The organism is Mucilaginibacter sp. UYP27, assembly GCF_040547175.1.
Classification (GTDB): domain Bacteria; phylum Bacteroidota; class Bacteroidia; order Sphingobacteriales; family Sphingobacteriaceae; genus Mucilaginibacter.
In genome coordinates this window covers 13,301-30,880 of record NZ_JBEPPE010000002.1, presented here as the reverse complement: position 1 = coordinate 30,880, position 17,580 = coordinate 13,301, and the positions used below count along the sequence as shown (strand labels likewise).

Here is a 17,580-nt window from a genome sequence, read left to right as displayed (position 1 = left end):
TTGCGTAGGTAAACCAATTATAGATTTTTTTCCTTATCATGCAAAACCCTGTTAAAGTATGGCGTGTGCTTTTTGCGCTGTCCATCGTTGCCATTGCTATACAACAAGTTGTGTTTTCAACCTTTATGCCGGTCATTATTCCCTGGCCTGCAGATATCGCTACTTCAAAGCTTGCCGTTTGGGTGGGCAGCGTTGTACTGGCAACTATAGCAGTATTCGTTATAGTTGATAACAAGGCACGGCCTGCCGCTATTTATCTGGGGTTGCTGTTCCTGCTATTACTCGTCATATTCCATATACCAAATCAATTTTTAACCACGCCCAAATTCTTGGGTAGCTGGGCCAACAGCCTTAAAATATTTGCGCTAAGCGGGTGTTGCTTTATTATAGCATCGGCATTACCGCAGGGCAATTACACCACCGGGTTTGAGGGCATCTTACCTGCAGGTAAATATTTCCTGGCTATAACCATGCTGGTATTTGGTGTAGAACATTTTGTGTATGCCGATTTTGTGAAAAACCTGGTACCTAAAGGCCTGCCCGGCCACCTGTTCTGGACTTATCTTACGGGCACAGCGCTTATTGCCGCGGGGCTTGGCATTATATTAAATATCAAACGCAGGCTTGCAGCACAGTTGCTTGGTATTATGATCTTGATCTGGTTTGTGATGCTCCACATTCCCCGCGCCCTGGCCGATCCGCACGGCCTAAACGGTAACGAGATCATAAGCGCATTTGAGGCTTTGGCCTTTAGCTGTGGTGCGTTTGTATTGGCCTTGGTGAATAAAACAAATGTTATCCCTATAACGGCAAGGTCGAAAACAAAAAAGGGTTAACATCTTGCTAACCGTGTTTATAAAGTTCCCTTCCAACTACTTCGCGTTAGAGTAGTTTGATGTATCGGTGGGACGTTTATTTTACCCTTGTGGCTTCAAAAATAAACCAGGCGTTAAGTACAACGTAAGTAACCAGCAAAACCTGGGCAGCTACAAAATCAAACTTTTTGGCCTTTTCTACCTGGTTGCACTTGATGAGTTTAAGGGAGTATGACGTACCGATAATTACCGATAGGATAAACAATAACGTAAGCCCGTGCAAAGTATCTACCAGTGTGAAGGTGGTGGATTCGGGCAGGGCGGAATCGACGATGTACTTGTTACCAATCACCGCAAACAAAGCGCCCACGCTCAGGCCAAACCTCGAATCGATGCTATCCGTATGGATATAAAAACACATGTAGGCGATAAGGAAGGCAACGTACATCCCCAGAAACATTTTCCAGAACAGGCCCATCGCATCGCGGGCAACCGTTAGGCGGACTTTAAAATTACTGTATTCGGTATGGGGCTTGGCCATGCTGTCATCGCCAAAAGCGGTTTCGTATTTTTTAATGCCGGTTGTAATATTCAGGCTATCGATGTTCCATCCCCTAAGTACAAACCTTGGGTCGAACGCCTTACCCAAAGTATCAGCGGCAAACACAAGCGACTCTGAGTCAAACTGCGAATTTTCTATAGAGAAGCGCAATTTCTGCTTATCGAAAGGAAAATTGTCTATCGCCCATGAATCTTTCATAACACATTGTAATTTCATCAGGATATAGACCTTGTTATCGCTCGAATCCACCGTGGAGTAAGATTGGGTAACGGTTTTAGCCTGCGGCACCTCCAGGTTATGCAAAAAATCGAATTTCTTGTTCTTATACTTTAGCCATAACCAAAGGCTTACGGTGTACTCTTTATCTTTAAAATTGATGTCGTGGATGCTGGTGATATAAACGCCTGCCTTTACAGTATCGGGGTGCTCTTTTTGTGCCTCTGCAGTTTGGGTAAATAGTATTATTGCAAAAGTAACTGCTAATAAAATACGTTTAAGCATTGCCATTTATACTGATTTTGAGGTACGTGCTAAAATAGTCATTTTGTTTGATTAGTGTTACTTTAGCGCAAAGTATGGAAAACTACAGCATCGTAATATTTATCCTTGCCATTATGATAGGCCTGTCGGCAATTGCCGACAAGATAAAACTACCCTACCCTGTATTACTAATTGTAGCCGGTATCGGTGTGGGATTTATCCCTTCGCTGCCGCATATAGCGCTCAATCCAGACATTATTTTCCTGATATTTTTACCGCCTTTGCTTTATGATGCCGCTTTTAATATCTCTTTTAAAACATTCACAACAAATATCAATACCATAGGCGCGCTGGCAATTTCGCTGGTATTTTTAACTGCATCAGGCATCGCGGTGTTTGCACATTACATCATCCCCGGCATGACCTGGCCGCTGGCATTCGTGCTGGGTGCCATCTTATCCGCAACCGACGCTGTAGCTGCCATGAGCATCACTAAAGGACTTGGCCTCTCGCATAGTACCAACACTATTTTAGAAGGCGAAAGCTTAGTAAACGATGCCTCGGCACTGGTCGCTTACCGCTTTGCAGTAGCTGCAGTTACGGGTACAGCTTTTATGTTTTGGAGCGCCACCTTACAATTTGTTATACTGATGGTGGGTGGTGTGTTGGTAGGTATGGCAATGGGCGCTATTTTAGGTTTTATACTTAAACGGATCCATCGCAACATAATGGCAACCGTTGGTTTTATGTTGCTGATGCCGTTTGTAACTTATCTAATTGCCGAAGAATTACATGTATCGGGCGTGATGGCTGTAGTGTTATTGGGTTTATCCATAGCCCGTTTAAGCCAAATGGTTTTTCCGCAGAAACTGAAAGACCAGTCTAAATCCATTTGGGATATCATCATCTTTTTATTGAACGGTTTGATATTTATCCTCATCGGCTTGCAATTTCCGCTTGTAATAAAAAGCATGGATAGCGCCATGATATGGCCATATGTAGGCTATGCATTTGCAATTACCGTTATTGCTTTATTGTTGAGGATGGCACGCGTGTTTTCGCAAAAGTTCAACTTGCAGCAAGCCTTTAAAAAAGGCAAAGGGAAGATCACCGAAGACGCATTGCTCGATTTTAAGAACAGTTTGATCATCAGTTGGTCGGGCATGCGGGGGATAGTTTCCTTAGCTATCGCGATAGGTTTGCCTGTTACCCTTGCAGATGGCCGACCGTTCCCCGAGCGCAATGCAATCATCTTTATATCTGTAGTGGTGGTATTGTTTACGCTGATAGGGCAAGGTTTAAGCTTACCATGGCTGGTTAAAAAGTTGAAAACCGAAGATGGTTAACCTTTACAACTAATTTACAGCAGCAACCTTCAACCATCCTGTAATGCTCATCCGCGGCAGGTTAGTTATCAAAACTTCGTGCTCCAGTTCGGTGCTTTTAAAGAATACGCTTTTACCCGAGTTTGGAGTAATATCCTGCGATTCATTGCCCTGGTAAATACGCAAAGAGCCGCCATCAACCTCGGTATTCAGGTATATAATCATGGAGAAAGCCCGCGTTCCGTTCTGCTTAAAATTATCAAGGTGGCGTTTATAATAACTTCCTTTTTCGTAAAGCGTGTAGTGGAACTCATAGCCGGTTATCCCCGCATAGCAACTGCTGTTTAAATGAGTTACAAAGCTATCCATCACATCAAAAAAACTATTCTCGTGTATATCGTTGTGCACCCTGTCCAGCCAATAGATCTTATCGCCACGTACCAGCATATCATGGTTTACCAGTTTATTATTGCCTGTACCGGCTGCGAGTAATTTGTCGCCGGCATAAAGCGCGTCAATATTATTTACAAGGTGGGCAGATAAGGCTTTAGTGAGGAAGTTTTTAACTGTACCTACGTTGGTGGCCAGGTAACTATCTATAAGTTCGTTGAAGATGATTTCCAAATTGCAGTAAGGTACACTTAATAAGCGCGCCATTACAGCTTATTTGCTTTATATAGTTTTATCAATATAAAGTGGTGGCACCATTTTGTCAGTTAGCAAAAAACACAATGCGCTAACAATCAGTTATTTGAAAATACTTGCTTGCGTTCACGGCCGTGAACGTGAACATTTGATGGCATTTCGCATGTTTTTTGTTATCGATTATACTTAGCTCAGGGCTTCCAGCTATTATTACTTTTATCATTATCGGCGTCATAAGCGGTGCCTAATACCATATTTTTTACAGGTTTTTTAGCCGCAAAATTAAGCGTAACCGATTTAGCACCTGTTGCCCAGCATGCAATTGTTTTGGTCAGCGTTTCTTTACTTCCATCGCTGTAAAAAACGTCAAGATGGATCGGTACTGCTTCAGTCCCTAAATTACTAACGGTAACTGTGTGGTTTTTACCTGTATGTATAACCTTGCCAATAGCTAAGTCGGGCACACCTTTTTCAAAGAACCAGTTTTTCCAAAACCAGTTTAAGTTAACGCCAGATCCGGTGTTGATGCTGTTGAAAAAATCGTATGGGGTGGGGTGTTTGCCTTTCCAGTTGTCGATGTAATAGTGCAGGGCTTTCAGGAATAATTTATCGCCCAGCATTTCTTTTACATACAGGTACGCGAGGGCAGGCTTTTGGTCTTTATCCATAAAGCGAGCGGCACCGGCAAGTTGCGGCGTAAGCGCCATTACCGGCAAATCGGTTTCGGTGCCCGATTGGGTGTTAATGTCGCTCATATCATAATCTACCGGGATAGTAGTGTCAATCATCGGGTGCAGATAAAACTCGGCCATGGTTGCCCAGCCCTCGTCCATAAATGAATATTTGGTTTCGTTAACGCCTACATAAAACGGAAATATAGTGTGGAAGATCTCGTGCGCGGTAAGTTGGATAGCATCTTTGGTACGCTCGAAAGGCTTATTATCCACCATCATCGGGAACTCCATTTCGTCGGGCCCATCAAACACCGTTTCGTGCGGATATGGATATGGCACCTGCGGGAATTTATAGCTGATAGCCTCCACCGTTTTGCGGGCGTAGCCGATTATCGGTTCATACGTTTTATGCTCCGGGTTGTAAACGGCATCTACCCGTGTACGCCTTTGGGTTGCCGGGTCAACCACCAAACTCGTCGACTTCCACACATAGTGATTACTAATGCCAAAGGCAAAATCAGTAACGTTATCGGCCTCAAACTTCCAATTGTTTAATTTACTGTTCCGGGTGATGTTGCCTGCTTTAATATCGGCAGGAGTGATAATATTGATAACGCTGTCGCTAACGCCTGCTTTATCGATCAGCGCTGCAAATTTGGGTTGGTAAACCTCATGCTGATTTTTTAAGTCGCCGGTTGCCCAAACCTGGTAATTGCCCGGTACAGTAATATCAACATTAAAGTGCCCGTAATCGTTATAAAATTCTACCTGCCCTGTGTAGGGGTACGTGTTCCATCCATCAATATCATCGTAAACGGCTATCCTCGGGAAGAAATAAGCCAAAAAAAACGCGCCGCTATCTATTTGCCCTGTACGGAAGAACGAGCCTTTATTAAGCGTGTAAGCGTAGGTAATATCGAAATGCGCTTTTGCACCCGGCAGTAGCTTTTTACCGCGGACAATCATATTTGTACCACGTATGCTAAGCTTTGTTGAATCGGGCAATTCCCCATCGCGGCTGATACGCTCGATTTCCACGCCATCTATTTGATCTTCTGCAGCGATAGCAATAGCCTTTGGCGAACTTTTTTGGAAAACGTTGGGATATAATTTGAACAGGATAGATTTAAGCGTATCGGGGCTGTTGTTTATATAATCGATACCAACGGTGCCTTTTAACTCGCGGGTTTGCGGGTCGAATTTTATTTTAATGGTGTAGTCGGCCGTATTTTGCCAGTAGCTTTTGCCGGGGGCACCGTTGTTGCTACGGGTACTATTGATATATGCCTTTTTTATATTGGTAGCAATAGGCAGTTGCTGCGCCGTGGCTGTAAAAACAACAAAAAGGAGCAATAATACAGCAACAGGTATTTTATTAAGCATAAGATAAATTGTGATGGCCCTTTATAACGACAAAGCTAAGCCATTAGTTTAGAGCGTCGGGAAATAAAAGAAAGCTAAAAATTTAATAAGTTTAACCCTAAAACTTACTTCATATGCTTTACATCACACAACTCATCTACATAAAGCCGGGGCAGGAAGCCGCTTTTCATCAGTTTGAAGATGTGGCTATACCTCTGATAGCAAAATATAACGGCACGTTGCTGCTAAGGATACGACCTGATAAACAGACCATCATAGCAAGCAATACAAAACATCCTTACGAGATCCACGTAGTGGAGTTTACGGCGGAGCAGGACTTGCAAGATTTTATGAAGGATGAAGAACGCAAAAAATTCCTGCACCTGAAAGAGCAATCTATAGAATCGGTTGTACTGATAAAAGGCGATAAAATGTAAACAAAAAGCCAATCCGATGGGATGGGCTGCATGCGTTTTATTTGGTTACGATGTTGATATTTCCACCGGTTTTAAACAGATCGTGCGATACAAAATAACCGTTTATTTTCTTGCCGTTCACTTTAATGGCGGTGATGCCCCTGCCCTTGCCGGGTTTGGTAATGGTTAGCACCTTACCGCTGCTGGTTTTCCATTTTACCTCGTCAAACAACGGCGCGGTAACGATGTACTTTGGGTCGGTTGCCGAGAACGGGTATAAACCCATAGCGCTGAATACATACCAGGACGACATTTCGCCTGCATCATCCATACCGCTTAACTCCAGGCCTTCGTCGCCTATGCCGTAAAGGTTATTTAGGATATTATCAAGTACTTTCTGGGTTTTCTCGGGCTTACCTATAAAAGTATAAGCGAAAGGTGCTTCATGGTCCGGCTGGTTGCCCTGGCAGTATTGGCCCACCATGGTTTCTATGTTGCGGGCAATGTGTTTAGGGTTCCATGGTAAAGTAAATAACGAATCCAGCTTGGATTCGAAACCTTTTGGCCCGCCATATAGTTTGATCAGTCCCGGCATATCATGCGGTGCAAAAAACGACACCTGCCATGCATTTGCTTCGCGGTACATATACTCGTAATAAGGTTGCTGCGGGTCAAACGGCTTTATCCAGTCGCCATTATCCAATCGCCCGCGCATAAAACGGGTAGACGGGTCGAACATATTTTTATAGTTTTTCGACCTCGCCATCAGGATGCGGTAATTGGCCGTATCGCCCAATTTTTTGGCTATCTGTGCTACCGAATAGTCATCGTAAGCGTATTCTAATGTCTTTGAAACGCCCGCTTTTGCCTTGGTTTCTACTTCAGGGTGCGCGATATCCGGATCAGAGATATAACCTTTCTCTATATATTCTTTTATATACGGACGGGCACCGCCGTCTACATTGGCGTTCCTCAATAAAATTTTATAAGTGCCTTGTATATCAAAATCAGTAATACCCCTTAAATAAGCACCCGCGATAGAAGATGCCCCATGATCTCCATGGAAAAAAGTTGGGATGAACCCGGTTTTATCACCTACATCCTTCATAGATTTGATGACATTTAGGGTCACCTTTGGTGTAACCAGGCCTAAGAGCACATCCTTATTGCGGTAGGTATCCCATAGCGATGGCTCGGTATAATAATTAAAATCAACTTTGCCTACCTGATGCTTGGCATCGGTATAATCGCCGTTGATATCGCTTCGCAACGCCGGCCACAAAAACGACCTGTAAAAGCATGAGTAGAACATACCCCTTTGTTTAGCCGTACCACCCTTTACTTGTATGGTTGATAGCAGCGTTTCCCATTTCTGGTTAGCCTCTTTACGGACCACTTCAAAACTTTTAGCGCCTATCTCTTTCTCCAGGTTTTCCTTAGCGTTTTTAACGCTAACGAACGATAGACCTATCTTCAATTCAACCGGGCCGGTGCTGCCATCAGCTAAATGCAAAATGGCGTAACCTGTGCGTTTACCTTCATCCGTTTTATCCAGCTTTTCAATTTTGGCGTTTAGGGTAGCATAGAAATATACGTTCTCGCCACCCTGAAAACCCTGTACCGCCGAGGTGCCATCTTGCTCAATTTTCCATGTAGTTACACGGCTATTGGCTTTACCCAGATCGAAAAGGATCTCGCGGTTCTTGTTATTCTTAAACTCGTATTTGTGGTAACCCGCCCTTAGGGTAGATGTTAAACTTACGTTGATGCCGTAATCATCCAAATAAACTTGGTAAAAGCCTGGCGATGAACTTTCTTTTTTGTGGCTAAACCTCGAACCAAATTTAGTGCTGCGGTTTGACATAGGCAGGATAGGGATATTACAAAGGTTCCAATGCCCTTTATTGGTATGGGTAAACCCAAGGATAACCGAATCTTCGTACTGATAACCAGCGCCGGATCCGTAGGCCGTCATAGGGCTTAATTGCACCATAGCGTTTGGCAACGAGCTGCCGGGGAAAGTTAAACCAGCCCACGAACGCCAGTCTTTAGGTAACTCGTACCCTAATATTTTAGGGTCGTTAAGTGGCGCGGTACCGATAAAGGTATTTACGTATTTGGTGTACTGTACCGTTTGGGAATTGGCAACGTTCCCCAATGTAAATAACGCCAACGAGGCCAAAAGAATAGACTTTGTAAATTTGTTCATCATAGGTTTATACGGCGTAATTGGTGTGCGCCGGTTTATTATAAGATGCAATTTATGAGCTTATCCCCCAAACCATCGAGTTTTATTTTAAAGAAATATTATCGGCAAAGCTAATTTGTAGAATAAGTAAGCCCCGCATAATATTCGGGGCCTACTTATTTACGAACAGAATTTTATGCCCCGAAATAATGCCCTTCTTCCAGGTCTGCAATAAGGCCGGGGTGGCTTGGCTTGTAATTCAAACGTTCTTCGGTTGATTTGGCCGAGGCGGGAACATCAGAACCAAAGAAACCTGCAAACCAGCCAAAATGGGCAGGTGCATCTTCGGCAGAAACACTTTTAACAGGCAAATTCAAGTGCTTACCAATTATTTCAGCGATCTGGCGGGTGGGGATGCCTCCATCGCCAACGGCATGGTAGGTTGTTGCTTCGCCCTTTTCTAATGCCAGCCTGAATAAACGGGCGGCATCTAAACGGTGCACGGCGGGCCAGCGGTTGTTACCATCGCTGATATAGGCCGAAATTCCTCTTTCGCGGGCGATCCCGATCAACATCGGTACAAAACCCTGGTCGCCTTTATCATGTACGGACGGAGGCAAGCGCATAATAGACGCGTTTAAACCTTTTGCAGTTAGTGCGGCGGCGGCCTCTTCTGACGCCACACGCGGGTGGTGCGTAGTTTTAGAGGTAGCTACATTTTTTTCTAAGGCCATTTCGCCGGGTGCGTAAGCGCCCAGCCCGGTACCCGATGTAACGATCAGCGGTTTGTTTGTGCCCGCCAATACCTCGCCCATGGCTGCTATGGCATGCCTGTCGGTTTCACAGTTTTCCTGAAATTTAGAGAAATCATGAATAAAAGCGGTGTGGATAACGCCATCGCAGGCAGCTACTCCGCTCTTCAGGCTCTCCAGGTCTTCAAGAGTACCTCGATGCGCTTCGGCACCTGCAGCGATAAGCGATTTTGTTCCTTCATCTGAACGGGTGAGGCCAAGCACCTGGTGGCCTGCTTCAATTAAGTCTTTTACAATGGCCGAGCCGATAAAGCCCGTTGCGCCGGTAACAAATACACGCATGTTTTAATTTTTTGGTAAACGATTGTTGTTTTAAACAATACAAAGGTCACCAATGCGAAACCGCAAAACGAGGACATAGGTCACCGTTTTAAATTAAGGCCTAACCTGCGTGTGCCTGATACGGCTAAGCGTTTCGCGCGATACGCCCAGAAAAGATGCTACCATGTGCAGCGGTACACGCGCCATAATACCGGGGAAAGTCTTTACAAAATTGTCATACTTTTCTTCGGCAGTAGATGTTTGGTTAAAAAACATACGGTCGCGCGTGCGGTACAGGTTACGTTGGATAAGGTTATCCGAGTAAGCCTTTAATTTAGGAAGCTGCTCAAACAGTGCATCAAAATCCTTTTTAGTCCACATTACAACCTCGCTGGGTTCAAGCGCATCAATATTATAGACCGAGGTGGTGAGGTTATTATAGCTTTCAGGGTCGGTAGTCCAGCTATTCTCCGGCGAAAATTGCAGGATATGTTCGTTACCATTTTCTGTTGTGCGGTACGTGCGCAACAAACCTTTGCAAACAAATATTTTGTACCGGCAAATTTCGCCCTGGTTCAACAATGAATCTTTACGGCGCAGGGATTTTTCAATAGCTGTAGCGCGAAATAATTCAACCTCATCGTTGGTTACGCCAGCATGTGCTTTTATGTAGTTCTCAAATTCGGCAAACATATAAATCAAAAATAGAGAAAAATATAGTGGTGAATAGTCACCGGTTTTTAAAGTTCACATTAATGTTTGATTTGTTTTTCCGATGGCTTAAATTCGAATTAACTAATCGAAATGGCAGATGATAACTTCGGAAATTCTTGACAAACTCGAATCACTCGGTGATGAAAAAGTTCGCCGGCACAACATCAAATGGGGAGCGCATGCTAACCAATTTGGCGTAAAAATGGGTGATATCAGGGCCATGGCAAAGCCAATAAAGATGAACCACGAACTGGCAAAAGAGTTATGGACAACCGGCAATATCGAAGCCAGTTTTTTGGCGACGCTGATCATCAACCCAAGGCTTTATCGATTGCCGAACTTGACAGCATGGTACGGTCTGAAAGGTTTGCACAGGTTATGGACTGGTTATATGCTTATGTTGTAAAGGAGCACGCAGATAAAGAAGCACTACGCGAAAAATTATCCAACACCTAAAGGATGCACATCGCCATTTGCCCCCATCTGGATCAACGAGATGGTAAGCAGGCAGGGATAGTATTAATTAAACGAGCGCCTGAACTCCAGCGGCGAAAGGTTGGTTTTTGTTTTGAATAGCTTACTAAACGATTGCGGGTGCTCGAAGCCTAAGGCATACGCCACTTCACTAACGGATAAACTGGTGGTTGATAATTTCTCCTTTGCTTTTTCTATTAGTTTTTGGTGGATGTGTTGCTGTGCATTTTGCCCGGTAAGCGACCGCAGCATATCACTCAAATAACTTGGCGACAGGTTTAGCTTTTCTGCCAGGTAATGAACCGTAGGTATGCCTCCGCTTAACGAATCCTCGTTGGCGAAATATCCCTCCAAAACACTTTCTAATTGTTGTAGCAAGGTGCTGTTAACTGCTTTGCGGGTAATAAACTGGCGTTTGTAAAACCGATCTGCATAGGTTAGTAATAGCTCTATTTGTGAAATAATCACATCCTGGCTCAGATCGTCTATGCGGCTATTTAGTTCCTCATCTATCATTTTAAAAACCGACATGATGGTTGCCTTCTCCTCTTCGGATAGGTGCAGGCCTTCGTTGGTGCTGTATGAGAAAAAGCCATAAGCTTTGATCTTTTTGGCTAAAGAATGATTCCAAAAAAAATCCGGATGAATAAGTAAGGTGTATTGAGAGCATACAACCCCTTCACTTTCTATACTACCCATTATTTGGCCGGGGGCCGCAAACAGCAGGCCGCCTTCATCAAAATCATAATAACCCTGTCCATATTTTAATTTGCCACCAAGCTTTGGCTTGTAAGATATTTTATAAAAGCTTAATACATGGTTATGCGGTGCCGATAGCGATTCCGGCCAGGCAGGCGCCCCATTTATCATACTGATCAACGGATGCTTAGGTTGAGGCAAGCCAAAAACCCGATGGGCATCAGACAGTGTCTCAAATTTAAGCAGGTTTTTTTCGTCCTTCTTCATTTATTAAAGTTAAGTAATTATAACCGGCAACGCTTTCCATTGCCGGTTACAAATAAATATTACAGGGCAATTACTTTGTATCGCCCTGAGCCGAACTGGAAACCGCATCCCATTCTTCCCACAGGGCTAAACGCTCCTGGTAAGCGCCACGGGTCCACGCCAAGTTATGGCTGCCCAAATTAAACCTTAGCGGCGGGTGTTCGGCATCTACCACCTGGAACAGCGCTTGTGGCGTTGCATTAGGGTCGCCCCTTTCCAGGTCTTTTAAAGTGCCAAAGAAGTTCTCTTTAAAATCTTTATAAATATCCAGTCCCGGTGCAAACTTTAACGACTCGGGGCTGCCAAACTCAGTAGCATAAGCACCCGGTTCTATAATAGTTACTTTTATCCCGAAAGCTTTAACCTCTAAAGCAAGGCTTTCGTGAATAGCCTCAAACGCCCATTTTGAAGAACAATAATAGCCTATAACCGGCAACACTACGTGGCCAAGGTTGCTTGATGTACCCAAAATATGACCGAACCCCTGCTGGCGCAATAATGGCAAAGCCGCCTGAATAACCGCCAGCGTGCCGAAAATATTGGTATCGTACATCGCTTTCACATCATCGGCACTGGCTTCTTCAATTGTGCCAACTAATGAGTAGCCCGCGTTATTAAGTACAATATCCAACCTTCCAAAATGTGCATGTGCCTGCGCAACCACTTCTTTTACCTGTTCGGTATTGGTTACGTCAAGCTCTAACGTTAAAACGTTGTCGCCATATTTTTCTTTTAGTTCGGCAATACTTGCAAGGTTACGTGCAGTAGCTGCAACTTTGTCGCCACGTTTAAGTGCTGCATCGGCCCAAACACGGCCAAAACCACGTGACGCACCTGTAATGAACCAAACTTTATTATTTTGTTGATTTTCCATTTTTATTATTTATTAATGATACATCAAAGGTGGGCAGATCTCATTCGGGAAGTGTAGCCTAATTGAGGATGGTTGTAGCCAAAATGAGGAAGCAAAAAATTGCCCTTACCGAAACAAAATATCACTTTTTCCCATGAGCCTACAACAGATTGGCATTCTAAAAACCTCCACCCCGAGGATAAAGAAAAAGTATTATCAGCTATAGCCGAAGCTATCAGCGGGAAAAAAATATTTGAACTGGAGCATAGGGTGATCCGGGTTGATGGAACCATGGGCTGGACATTTTCGCGCGCGGTACCTATTTTGGATGATAAAGGCGAAATGATAGAATGGTTTGGCACGGCAACTGATAATACCGACCATTAAGGGCTCTACCTTTTACTTTAGTTTGCCGGTTTAAATTGCTTAAAAATCTTAATTCAGCAATTGCTTTTTAAACAGGTTGGGGCTGATGCCTACCTCCTTTTTAAAAAGACGCGAGAAGTAAGATAAATTTTCGAACCCAAGGGCATACGCAATTTCAGAAACTGATTTGTCCCCTCCCGTCAATTTGTGCTTTGCTTCGGAAATTAAATAGATATGGATATGCTCTAACGCGGTTTTTCCGCTTTCCTGCTTTAACACGTCTGTTAAATATCCTGCAGATATATTAAGCCTGCCGGCAATATCATGTACAGATGGCAGGCCTTTGGTATCCAGCATTCCACCAGCTACATAACGGTCAAGTTCGTCGTTAAATTTAGTTACCGTTTTGCCAGAAATATCCGTGCGGCTAATGAATTGCCTTTTATAAAAACGCTGGCTGTATTTTAACATGGTATCAACATTAGCCAGGATCAGTTCGCGGCTGTATTCGTCCTGATTATTGCGGTATTCGGTTTCTATTTTATGATATAGTTGCCATATTGTTTTTTTTTCGCTGGGAGATAAGTGCAACGCCTCATTGGTTTCGTAATCAAAATAATGGTATTTCTTAATATCATCATGCAGGATGTGCCCGTTCAAATAATCTTCGTGTACAAACATCAAAAAGCCATCTTCATCCATCTCAAGGTTTTTCATTTCGATAATCTGCCTTGGTTTAAAAAACATCATAGAACCCGATTGATGGTCATATTTGGTGCGGCCATAAAGCACTACGCCCGAGATGATCTTTTTAAACCCGATCATGTAAAAGTCGCTGGTAAATTCGCGGTCGCCTATTGTGCAAGATGTACCTCCATTGCATTGATAAACACTGAACAATGGATTTTCGGGAGGTGGAAACCCATTCCCTTTATGTAAATCACTTAAACTTTTGTAATGGCGCATCGTAACGAAAAGATTAATAAACCACAATCTACACATTAAGCATGTGCAAATTGTGGCTCAATATTTATATGATTAATTAATGACCGTGGGCATCGGCAGAAACCTCTTTCCAGGCTTCGAACTCCGCTAAACGATCAGCATAAACCTGTTTAACACCGGCATACGCTATTTTACCTAACAGGAAGTGTAGCGGTGGGTTTTCGCTGTCAATTAAAGCAAGTACAGCAGGTGTAGTTGCATCCGGGTTACCCCAGCTATCCGGCGTAGCAGCTTCAAAAAAGGCCTTCTTAATAGGTGCGTAAGTTTCTGTAGCCTCTGTTTGGAATGCAGAAGCGCCCGACCAATCTGTAGAGAAGCCGTTGGGTTCAATTAAACTTACATTGATGCCAAAGCCTTTAACTTCGGATGCCAATGTTTCGCTTAAACCGTTAACTGCATATTTTGATGCATTGTAAAGGCCCAGTACAGGCAATTTAACCAAGCCCAAAAAGCTTGATACCTGTATAATATGCCCGCTTTTTTGCTCCCTCATTATTGGCACAACTGCCTGCGTTAGCCAAAGCAAACCAAAAAAGTTGGTTTCCATTTGTGAACGGGCTTGCTGTTCGGTAGTTTCTTCAATAGCCCCAAATAAGCCAAAGCCTGCATTATTTATCAATACATCTATATGGCCAAAGTGGTCTTTTACCTGCTTAACCGCTGCAAAGCCAGCTTCTCTGTCATTTACATCCAGTTTAACAGGTAACAAGGCATCGCCGTAAGCCGCTACCAGGTCGTTTAAATCGGCCAGGTTCCTGGCGGTTGCTGCAACTTTATCGCCACGTTCTAAAAGGGCCTTTGCCCAAATTTTGCCAAAGCCACGAGAGGCGCCGGTAATTAAAATTATTTTTGACATTTTTTTTCTTTGTTAATTGTTAAACAAAGGTATCGGCACGCCATCACTTAGGTTTATACAAAACACGGCAGTATTAGCACATTTCCAAGATGCATGAGATGGTGAACGACAAATTAAATACCATTTACATAATTTGTCTTTTTATCCTAATTTAAGCACCTGAATAAATACAAAAGGCATATGTCAAATACCGAATCACCATTATCTCCGGACGTTTCATTTTTTACAAATTGCTACGAGGGTGATTGGAAACGCGTATTATTAGAAAATCGATTAGAATTGATGATACAGCGCTGTAATGTACGTTTTAAGGAAAAAGTGTTGATTATAAATAACGTTTATGACCGTGACCTTGTAGCTAAACACGCACAACAAGCTGTAGAAAATAAAATAATAGATGCTTACTATTTCAGTGAAGATTATGCCGACCAGATTCTACCGACATTCTCAATTACCCGCAAAAGCTTTTACCGGGGCAATTATGATGGTTATTGGTATAGTATGGGGCCTTTAAGTGCGGTTTACTTTTGCAAAAGTAAGTACCTGCTTTACTTTACGTGCGACTGTATTTTACCCGAAAACAGTACCTCTAACTGGATAAACAGCGCTATTGACAAGTTCAATGCCGATAGTACTGTATTGATAGCGAACCCTGTATGGAATAATAACGTTGAGGAGGCCCGAACAGAAAGTTTTAAAGAAGAAGATAATTGGTTTTATAGCCATTCTTTTTCAGATCAATGCTTTTTAGTTGAAACAGCGCGACTGTATGGTGATGTGTATAATTTTTACCATCAACTGTCAGAACGGTTTCCACTATATGCAGGCAATTTATTTGAGAAGCGCGTAGATAGCTTCATAAACAGCCAGCAATTGACCCGTATTACCAGTAACCATGCGTTTTATATACATGAGAAGCTTATCAATCAGGACTTTGTAGCAAGTGATAATAATCAACCTGCTAAAAAGGGATTAAAGATGATGATAGGTGGAGTTTTACATAAAATAAGAAAACTTATTGGATAGTGCTAACAAGCAGACAATCGCACTAAACGAGTAGTTACTCTACCGGTAGCAAAAATCTAAATGTACTCCCATCACCCAGTTCACTTTCTACACTAATTTTTCCAGCTTGTGCTTCTATAAAATCTTTGGCTATTGCCAATCCCAAACCAGTGCCTGTTTGTTCGCCGGTTGCACCCGGGATTTTAAAATAGCGGTCAAATATCCTGGCCAAGTATATTTTCTCAATCCCCTGCCCATGGTCCTGAACAGAAAACTCTATCATGTCCTTTTTCAGTTTCTTTACTAACAATTCAACTTCGCCGTTTTCGCGGCTATACTTTATAGCGTTAGATAACAAGTTAATAAGCACCCAGGTAGATTTATCCAGATCTGCCCTTACATTTGGTAAAACATCATTACAGTTCACCTTTATGCTCACATGGCGCTGATCGGCAATAGACTTTACCGCTTTAACAGCGTATTCAACAATATTTTTTGGATGCGTACTTCCAAAATTCAGTTGAATTTTGCCGGTCTCTAACTGCCCCATATCCAATAACTCCCCGGTTATTTGTAATAAACGTTTGGTATCATCTTCTATGTTCTCTAATAAGGAACGCTGTTCGGCATTTACCTCGCCAACACGTATATCCTCCAATAACTTCAAACTCATTTTTATAGATGATATTGGCGTTTTTAATTCATGAGAAATGGTAGCTATAAAATTGGTTTTTGCTTCGTCCAGTTGCTGGAATTCGGTAATGTTTTTTAGGATGATAACCTTTCCTAAAAATTTCCTTTCGTTTGTTACATCCAAAACCTCTTTAGTAAAAAAACTTTCTTTACCATCTGCAAAGATCTTCATTTTCACGGTATTGGTTGCCATGATGTTGCGCAGCAAGTCGTTTTCTTTTGCGACATGATGTGCAAGCTTATTAAGCAATTTACCCTTCGGGATTCCGATAAGGCTACAGGCTATATCGTTTACGAAAATAATACTTTGCTTATCGTCTAAACCGATCAGCGCGTCATGCATCGAATTAATGATTGTTTCAATTCGTGTTTTTTCAAACAACAGCTCTGCCAGATTACTGGTTTCATACTCACTTAATTTTGAGGCCATTTGGTTAAAGGCGTCCGCTAAATCACCATACTCGTCCTTTGAATTGAATACCAAACGCCTGTTGTAGTTTTTATTAGCGATGGCCAGCATACTGGTAGTTAGTTCGCGGATCGGCGTTGCTATATAACCTGGGAAATTTACCATAAACGTAAAAGCCACCAAAAAACAGAATGTACCGATAAAAGCGATCAAAATAAGCGCGTTTTTAGAAGTATTATTGGCCTTATTGTCTTTTATTTGAATGGCATTCATATTTAAAGTATTGATCTCATCCATCAAATTCCGGAGGTGCAGGCTAATCGCAGATCGTTTCTCCTGGTTTGAAGGGGCAAGTTGATATTGCACAAATAAAGACTGCAAAGAATCCGTCAAAACACGTTCGCCATTTTCGGTAATATTACGCTGCTGCGCCGAAATATTGGTTTGAATATCTTTGAGCCTGTTCGGATATTTGCTATCCGGCGCATCCAGTAGCTTATTAATGTTTTTTGTGTAGGTAAGCGTATGATAGTTGTCTTTTAATATTTCTCTGGTATCGTTTGATAATTGCTGCAGATAGTAAATAGCAAGCCCTGAACATAGTAAAGCCAACAAAAATAAAAAGCTGATACCAGCGCGGAGTTTATTTTTAATGCTCAT

17 protein-coding genes are annotated in these 17,580 nt (G+C 42.8%); 6 read left to right on the top strand and 11 right to left on the bottom strand.

Annotated features, from left to right (window positions below):
- The first annotated feature begins 38 nt into the window (after nucleotides 1–38).
- Entirely contained in the window at nucleotides 39–836 is a 798-nt protein-coding gene (locus ABIB39_RS07965) for a DoxX family protein (protein WP_354428848.1), read from the top strand.
- A 76-nt stretch (nucleotides 837–912) separates the two neighbouring features.
- On the opposite strand, the gene ABIB39_RS07960 is transcribed toward ABIB39_RS07965, so the two are convergent.
- Complete coding sequence (locus ABIB39_RS07960; RefSeq protein ID WP_354428846.1) at nucleotides 913–1,884, bottom strand: hypothetical protein; 972 nt, start codon at nucleotides 1,882–1,884, stop codon at nucleotides 913–915.
- A gap of 68 nt (nucleotides 1,885–1,952) precedes the next feature.
- On the opposite strand from ABIB39_RS07960, the gene ABIB39_RS07955 reads away from it, so the two are divergent.
- Nucleotides 1,953–3,203, top strand: coding sequence for a Na+/H+ antiporter (locus tag ABIB39_RS07955; RefSeq protein WP_354428845.1), 1,251 nt, complete (start codon nucleotides 1,953–1,955; stop codon nucleotides 3,201–3,203).
- Nucleotides 3,204–3,212: 9 nt separating this feature from the next.
- On the opposite strand, the gene ABIB39_RS07950 is transcribed toward ABIB39_RS07955, so the two are convergent.
- Nucleotides 3,213–3,806, bottom strand: a complete 594-nt coding sequence (locus tag ABIB39_RS07950; protein WP_354428843.1) for a 2OG-Fe(II) oxygenase — start codon at nucleotides 3,804–3,806, stop codon at nucleotides 3,213–3,215.
- A 212-nt stretch (nucleotides 3,807–4,018) separates the two neighbouring features.
- Complete coding sequence (locus ABIB39_RS07945; protein ID WP_354428842.1) at nucleotides 4,019–5,884, bottom strand: M1 family metallopeptidase; 1,866 nt, start codon at nucleotides 5,882–5,884, stop codon at nucleotides 4,019–4,021.
- Nucleotides 5,885–5,997: 113 nt separating this feature from the next.
- Between ABIB39_RS07945 and ABIB39_RS07940 the strand changes: the two genes are divergently transcribed.
- A complete protein-coding gene (locus tag ABIB39_RS07940) occupies nucleotides 5,998–6,300 on the top strand; it encodes a hypothetical protein (protein ID WP_354428840.1) in 303 nt (100 codons plus the stop codon).
- A gap of 37 nt (nucleotides 6,301–6,337) precedes the next feature.
- On the opposite strand, the gene ABIB39_RS07935 is transcribed toward ABIB39_RS07940, so the two are convergent.
- From ABIB39_RS07935 to ABIB39_RS07925, 3 genes are all read right to left on the bottom strand, one after another.
- Entirely contained in the window at nucleotides 6,338–8,491 is a 2,154-nt protein-coding gene (locus tag ABIB39_RS07935) for a GH92 family glycosyl hydrolase (protein ID WP_354428838.1), read from the bottom strand.
- 170 nt (nucleotides 8,492–8,661) lie between these two features.
- Complete coding sequence (locus tag ABIB39_RS07930) at nucleotides 8,662–9,561, bottom strand: SDR family oxidoreductase (protein ID WP_354428837.1); 900 nt, start codon at nucleotides 9,559–9,561, stop codon at nucleotides 8,662–8,664.
- A gap of 93 nt (nucleotides 9,562–9,654) precedes the next feature.
- Nucleotides 9,655–10,233 carry a Crp/Fnr family transcriptional regulator gene (locus ABIB39_RS07925; protein ID WP_354428836.1) on the bottom strand — a complete coding sequence of 193 codons (579 nt, stop codon included), beginning with the start codon at nucleotides 10,231–10,233 and terminating at the stop codon, nucleotides 9,655–9,657.
- 118 nt (nucleotides 10,234–10,351) lie between these two features.
- Between ABIB39_RS07925 and ABIB39_RS07920 the strand changes: the two genes are divergently transcribed.
- Nucleotides 10,352–10,660, top strand: coding sequence for a DNA alkylation repair protein (locus ABIB39_RS07920; protein WP_354428834.1), 309 nt, complete (start codon nucleotides 10,352–10,354; stop codon nucleotides 10,658–10,660).
- A gap of 113 nt (nucleotides 10,661–10,773) precedes the next feature.
- On the opposite strand, the gene ABIB39_RS07915 is transcribed toward ABIB39_RS07920, so the two are convergent.
- Both ABIB39_RS07915 and ABIB39_RS07910 read right to left on the bottom strand, forming a co-directional pair.
- Nucleotides 10,774–11,694 carry a helix-turn-helix domain-containing protein gene (locus ABIB39_RS07915; protein WP_354428833.1) on the bottom strand — a complete coding sequence of 307 codons (921 nt, stop codon included), beginning with the start codon at nucleotides 11,692–11,694 and terminating at the stop codon, nucleotides 10,774–10,776.
- Between the two features lie 70 nt (nucleotides 11,695–11,764).
- Nucleotides 11,765–12,607, bottom strand: coding sequence for an SDR family NAD(P)-dependent oxidoreductase (locus ABIB39_RS07910; protein WP_354428832.1), 843 nt, complete (start codon nucleotides 12,605–12,607; stop codon nucleotides 11,765–11,767).
- 99 nt (nucleotides 12,608–12,706) lie between these two features.
- On the opposite strand from ABIB39_RS07910, the gene ABIB39_RS07905 reads away from it, so the two are divergent.
- Nucleotides 12,707–12,973: a PAS domain-containing protein gene (locus tag ABIB39_RS07905; RefSeq protein WP_354428830.1), complete on the top strand. Its 267-nt coding sequence runs from the start codon at nucleotides 12,707–12,709 to the stop codon at nucleotides 12,971–12,973.
- 48 nt (nucleotides 12,974–13,021) lie between these two features.
- On the opposite strand, the gene ABIB39_RS07900 is transcribed toward ABIB39_RS07905, so the two are convergent.
- Both ABIB39_RS07900 and ABIB39_RS07895 read right to left on the bottom strand, forming a co-directional pair.
- Nucleotides 13,022–13,918 (bottom strand): helix-turn-helix domain-containing protein, encoded by an 897-nt coding sequence (locus ABIB39_RS07900; protein ID WP_354428829.1) that lies wholly within the window; start codon nucleotides 13,916–13,918, stop codon nucleotides 13,022–13,024.
- Nucleotides 13,919–13,994: 76 nt separating this feature from the next.
- Entirely contained in the window at nucleotides 13,995–14,813 is an 819-nt protein-coding gene (locus ABIB39_RS07895; RefSeq protein ID WP_354428827.1) for an SDR family NAD(P)-dependent oxidoreductase, read from the bottom strand.
- 180 nt (nucleotides 14,814–14,993) lie between these two features.
- Between ABIB39_RS07895 and ABIB39_RS07890 the strand changes: the two genes are divergently transcribed.
- Nucleotides 14,994–15,839, top strand: coding sequence for a hypothetical protein (locus ABIB39_RS07890; protein ID WP_354428825.1), 846 nt, complete (start codon nucleotides 14,994–14,996; stop codon nucleotides 15,837–15,839).
- A 34-nt stretch (nucleotides 15,840–15,873) separates the two neighbouring features.
- Here the strand turns inward: ABIB39_RS07890 and ABIB39_RS07885 are convergent, their stop codons facing one another.
- A complete protein-coding gene (locus ABIB39_RS07885; protein ID WP_354428823.1) occupies nucleotides 15,874–17,580 on the bottom strand; it encodes a HAMP domain-containing sensor histidine kinase in 1,707 nt (568 codons plus the stop codon).